Raw genomic sequence first — 5,191 nt, 5'->3', positions numbered from 1 at the left:
AAACCTCTCCCCGAAAGGTCGATAGCCTTTGATTCTTGCTCCCCAACGCTAGTAGAGAAGGGGTTGGGGGTTAGGTTTGAGATAAAGTCGCACACGGCGTTTGTATAAATATTAATCAACACAGTTGACTTACCTTGGCCGCAAGTTCTGCGGGGTTCATCTGCTCGTAGTGTTCAAATGGTTGATGAATCCAGGGGTTATCAGGCAGATAATCAACATAATAATTGGGTGTTATAACTGAACAGGCTTTATACCAAAGAACGGCGGTGCGAATTTCCTCAATGGGGAAAGCAGTATTTTGCTTGAGCCAAGGTATAGTCTGCTGGAGTGTGATGCCAGAGTCTACCAAATCATCCACTAGGAGAATGCGCGAACCTAACTTTTCGGCAGTCATCGTTAAGTGGCGGGAGAAAATTAAATTACTTCTTTCTTGCTTACCAGTGCCACTGTAAGATGAGGTTGCTAAAATTGCCAGCGGCTGCTGGTATATACGGGAAAGAATATCTCCGACTCTTAGTCCTCCTCTGGCAAGACAGATAATCTGGTTAAATTCCCAACCGGATTCATAAATCTGAATAGCCAGTTGTTCAATTTTTTGGTGATAATCTGACCAAGAAACATAAAGGTCTGGCATAAGTCTAACGGGAGTGGTAGATGGCTGTATTGAAGGCGATTGCAGACTTTTTATTTTAGTATGAGTGCAAAGTTTTATGAATGATTCTGCTGCTGATGGCGATGCCCAACGAAATCCACTCAGTGAAAAACTTGACCTTAAAACAAAGCTGGCTTACGGTGCAGGGGATTTAGGCCCAGCAATTACTGCAAATATCTCTGTCTTTTATCTGCTAATTTTCTTTACTAATGTTGCTGGTATCCCTGCGGGTTTAGCTGGCAGTATTTTGATGATTGGCAAAATTTGGGATGGCGTAAACGATCCGCTTGTTGGGTTCCTGACTGATAAAACAAAATCTCGTCGTTGGGGCCGTCGTCTTCCTTGGATGTTTTATGGAGCAATCCCCTTTGGAATTTTCTTCTTCTTGCAGTGGATTGTACCGCGATTTAGTGCAAATCAGAGTGAGAATATCTGGCCACTGTTCTGGTATTACGTAGCGATTGGGATTATATCTCAGTCCTTTTATACGGTTGTGAATTTGCCTTATACGGCAATGACTCCAGAATTAACTCAAGATTATGACGAACGCACCAGCCTTAACAGCTTTCGCTTTACATTTTCCATTGGTGGCAGTATTCTGTCATTGATTTTAGCGCTAATTATTTTTGACAAGATTCACAATCTCCAACAAGCATATCTCGTTTTAGCAGCAGTTTGTACGGTAATTTCGATTTTAGGATTATATTGGTGCGTTTTTGGAGTCCGCGATCGCATCTTGGCTTTTGAGGCTAAACGCATCCAAGCTGAGGAACCTGCATCTCTCCCCTTCGGCGAACAGTTAAAAATTGTCTTCAGCAACCGACCTTTTTTATTTGTTATTGGTATATATCTTTTTTCTTGGCTAGGTGTGCAGATTACAGCCAGCATTATTCCCTATTTTGTAGTCAATTGTATGGGTCTAAAATTTGCAGACGTACAAACAGTGCTGATTGCAGTCCAAGTAACTTCCCTGCTGATGCTATTTGTCTGGGGGGCGCTGAGTAAAAAACTCGGGAAAAAAGTTGTTTATTTTCTGGGAATGACTTTATGGATAATAGCCGCCGCCGGGCTATTTTTCTTACAACCTGGTCAAATAGTTTTGATGTATGTAATGGCTGTTATGGCTGGTATTGGTGTCTCCACAGCTTATCTAATTCCCTGGTCAATGATTCCAGATGTGATTGAATTAGATGAACTGCAAACTGGACAACGCAGAGAAGGCATTTTTTATGGCTTCATGGTTTTGCTACAAAAATTTGGTTTAGCTTTCGGGCTGTTTTTAGTAGGAAATGCTTTGCAAGTATCCGGTTTCAAAGAATCTGTAGCCGGAAGTCCACTACCTATCCAACCAGAATCGGCACTATTTGCTATTCGCATAGCTGTTGGCCCCATCCCTACAGTTTGTTTGATTTTTGGCTTGATTTTAACGTATTTTTACCCAATTACCCGCGAGATGCACGCAGAAATTATGCTGAAACTCAAAGAACGGCAAGAAAAAAGGGAAGTTAACTAATAGACATCTCCAGAAATTAATTATGCGTTACCTGAAACCCTTGTAGAGACGTTTCATTGCAACGTCAAAACAATTCATTTTCACCAGATGTCTAATTCGTAATTCGTAGTTAAGAATTCAATTACGAATTACGAATTACGAATTATTTTAGGCGTTGCTGAATTAAGGGATGATTCTTGTGGGGTGGGCATCCTGCCCGCCCGGAAATACAAGGGACGGGCAAGATGCCCATCCCACAAAAATAGTAAAATCATCCCGCAAATATGCAACGCCTTATTTTAAATGGTTTCTACAAACATACCAGTTCGGGCAAACTCTTCTTCTTCGGGGGTGAAGAGTGGAGCTTTATCCACCAGGCTAGGCTCAAAGTAGTATGTCTCTTGCAGAAACTGTCCGCTAATGACAGCCTCCTCTAAATCCTTAATGTGGTTCTGTGCAACTACACATGCTTCCTTGAGGTTATTCTGATCGCCCTTCTCTAGCAGCTTTGGTAATTCCGTTTTTAACCCTGTCAGCCGTGCCAATGGCTTAAGAATTCCATAGATATTGTAGATGCGAGCAGTTTCTATGCTGGTGTATTTGAGGGCATTGGCTCTGGCTAACTCAGAGTCAAGGCTAGGCCAAAAGCGGGTGGTGTAGAATGCCTTCTCATCCTTTTGATACCACTCCTCCGATCGCGCAATGGAAGAAGAAACCGTATTATGTAGCTTCCAGAAGAATAACCGCAGAGAATAACCATCTACCACGGTGGATAGCTTTGCCTCCATTGACACCTCAAAGTCAGTCAGGTTGGGATCGCGCCCAAGTATAAGGTACTCTACAGGATACATATCCACCTCCTTATTTTGCACAACGTACATATTCAGGTGATGGCGGCAGTAGGGACAGGGGTACATCGTGGCAAATAATTGGAAGAAGTCTTTGAAAATTGCCACTGCGGCTTTTTGCTGTACATCTGTCTTGGTACATACAATCTCAGCCGTGGTGTGGAAGAAGCGCCAAACTGCCGGGCCAATGTAATATGGAAAGCTGACTCGCATCTGCGAATCTTTCACCTCAGTCCGATCTAGATAGACATCAATGAATGCTACATACTGCGATAGCGCACCTGATTCTCGCCCAAATTCTAGGCGTTCGCGGCGTTTCTGCACTCCATTTAGGTAGTGATGGGTTAACCGCCATGCTTGTTTGAGGATCAATTTCTGTTTGGGAGTGCAACGGGGAAAATTTTCGGCAACATCCGCCCCGTAGCGGTTAAATTCTCCTGAGTTTTTTGTACACTGATACCACTCATCCAAAGCCGCCTCGTCGGGTACGGTGTTGCTTTGGATGTCTGCTGTGGTAGAAACACTAAACGCTGCCAACAACTTTGGCATAAAGTCCTCATACCAATATGCTACTGGCATGATTGCACCATCTATTTCCTCGGTTGCTTGGGAGAGGATGACGCGGTTCCACTTGTGCAAATAGTCTTTTGGATTTGCTTGAGATTTAGTTGGTGGTGGAGCCATTTCTTCGTTCAGTTCTATTCCCCTGAGACGATTGAGTTCGTTAATGGCTAGCACACCTTCTACAATGTCACCCAAGCTGAGACTTTTCTTTTTGATGGTAATTGCAAACTCGACTCCGGCAGCAAACTTTTCTTTGACATTGGCAAATTTACTCCGCGCCTCTAAAATTGCTTGCTGCTCTGCCAACATTTCTGGTGTCTTTGCCACTGTTTGCCAGTTTTTGATCCGCTCCTGCAATCTGGTATATTCATCGGCAATCGATTCAACCACTGCATCTAGGACGGGGTAGCAATCTTCAGAGACTATACCTAATGCTTTGTATAGTGCGATCGCCTGTTTGACAAACTCCACAAAATCAGTAATTCTGTATGGCAAGTTTTTCACCCGCAAGTGAGTTTCATGGTTGGCGGAGAAACTCTCACGGAAACTGCGGTAAGCTGCTCCTTGAATCAAACGAAACAAACCAATCTGCATTTGTAAGCGGGAGGTTCCGCTTGTTTTCTGATTTGGTGAGTTTGGGTGTTGTACTAACTGTTCCCTTAGCTGTGCCAACTCTGGAGTCGTTGCTTCTTGCGTCGGCTGGGGGCTGGCTGCTGCGGCCTCATTGGAAGTAGCAACTGTCTTGAGTGAACTGTTAAGGGAAATCGGTGAGTCTTGATAGCCAGTTTTGCTCTCTGACTCTGCCGGTACTAGCTGGCAGAACTCATCAAAGTCAATTGAGCCATCGCCATCATGATCTACTTCCCGTAACATCTCATTCAATTCAGCCTCTGTCAGCCCAAACTGAGTCATAACAGTCCGCAACTCGGCGGCAGTAATTTCACCGCTACCGTCTTCATCAAAGGCGCTGAAGGCTAACTTGAGGCGGCTTTGGCGATCGCCTACTTTCGCTATCATCAGCGTTTTAAATTCTTCAAAGTCGATAGTGCCTGACAAGTCAACATCAATCTCCTTGATCAAGTCACGTAGCCCTGCTTCCGTGGGATTTTGCCCAAGCGATCGCATTACCTCCCCTAGTTCCTCAGTTGAGATCGCTCCGTTGCCGTCTACGTCTAATACCTTGAAAGCTTGCCACAATTTTCCTATTTCTTGTTCATCAATCATGGTTTTGTTCCAATTCCATAGTTGCCACTAATAAGTTTATTACCATGTTTTTTCACAGCTACTTCAATGCTGTCTATTTATGTTCAGTAAATAGCAAGTTTCAGGAACGATAGAATTTTGTCTCAACGTTATTTGCAGTCGCCTTGTCAATTTTTCAGTTGCGTATTGTTGCAAGAAATGCAGCTTTGCGGGGTTAATTGCAACTGCTTTTAGAGCAACTAAGTAAGTCAGCGAGAATAAATCAAACTATATTAAGTAATACAAAAAATATTAAAATTGTTTTATAGCAAGTATTTCATCTGTCATTTAAGAACTAAATTTCTCACTAAAAACCTTTAATTATTTATGCTTTTATATAGGAATCCGGTTTGATTTTTGAAAATATACGTAGGGTGCGTTAGCGACAGCGTA

The 5,191-nt window shown here is 43.1% G+C and carries 3 protein-coding genes; 1 reads left to right on the top strand and 2 read right to left on the bottom strand.

Features of this window, described 5'->3' with window-relative positions:
- Positions 1 to 115: 115 nt before the first annotated feature.
- A complete protein-coding gene (locus tag VB740_RS17045; RefSeq protein ID WP_323201151.1) occupies positions 116 to 634 on the bottom strand; it encodes a phosphoribosyltransferase in 519 nt (172 codons plus the stop codon).
- A gap of 76 nt (positions 635 to 710) precedes the next feature.
- Between VB740_RS17045 and VB740_RS17040 the strand changes: the two genes are divergently transcribed.
- Positions 711 to 2,165: an MFS transporter gene (locus tag VB740_RS17040; RefSeq protein WP_323201150.1), complete on the top strand. Its 1,455-nt coding sequence runs from the start codon at positions 711 to 713 to the stop codon at positions 2,163 to 2,165.
- Positions 2,166 to 2,443: 278 nt separating this feature from the next.
- Here the strand turns inward: VB740_RS17040 and VB740_RS17035 are convergent, their stop codons facing one another.
- Positions 2,444 to 4,780, bottom strand: coding sequence for an EF-hand domain-containing protein (locus VB740_RS17035; protein ID WP_323201149.1), 2,337 nt, complete (start codon positions 4,778 to 4,780; stop codon positions 2,444 to 2,446).
- Positions 4,781 to 5,191 lie beyond the last annotated feature (411 nt).

Origin of the sequence: Nostoc sp. UHCC 0251, assembly GCF_034932245.1 — a bacterium.
Taxonomy (GTDB): Bacteria; Cyanobacteriota; Cyanobacteriia; order Cyanobacteriales; family Nostocaceae; genus Nostoc.
The sequence above is the reverse complement of the archived record's forward strand: the minus strand, read 5'-3'. Positions and strand labels throughout refer to the sequence as shown.

Coding starts and splice junctions, on each gene's coding strand:
- VB740_RS17035 (WP_323201149.1), bottom strand. CDS start 4,780: ATGATTGATGAACAAGAAATAGGAAAATTGTGGCAAGCTTTCAAGGTA.
- VB740_RS17040 (WP_323201150.1), top strand. CDS start 711: ATGAATGATTCTGCTGCTGATGGCGATGCCCAACGAAATCCACTCAGT.
- VB740_RS17045 (WP_323201151.1), bottom strand. CDS start 634: ATGCCAGACCTTTATGTTTCTTGGTCAGATTATCACCAAAAAATTGAA.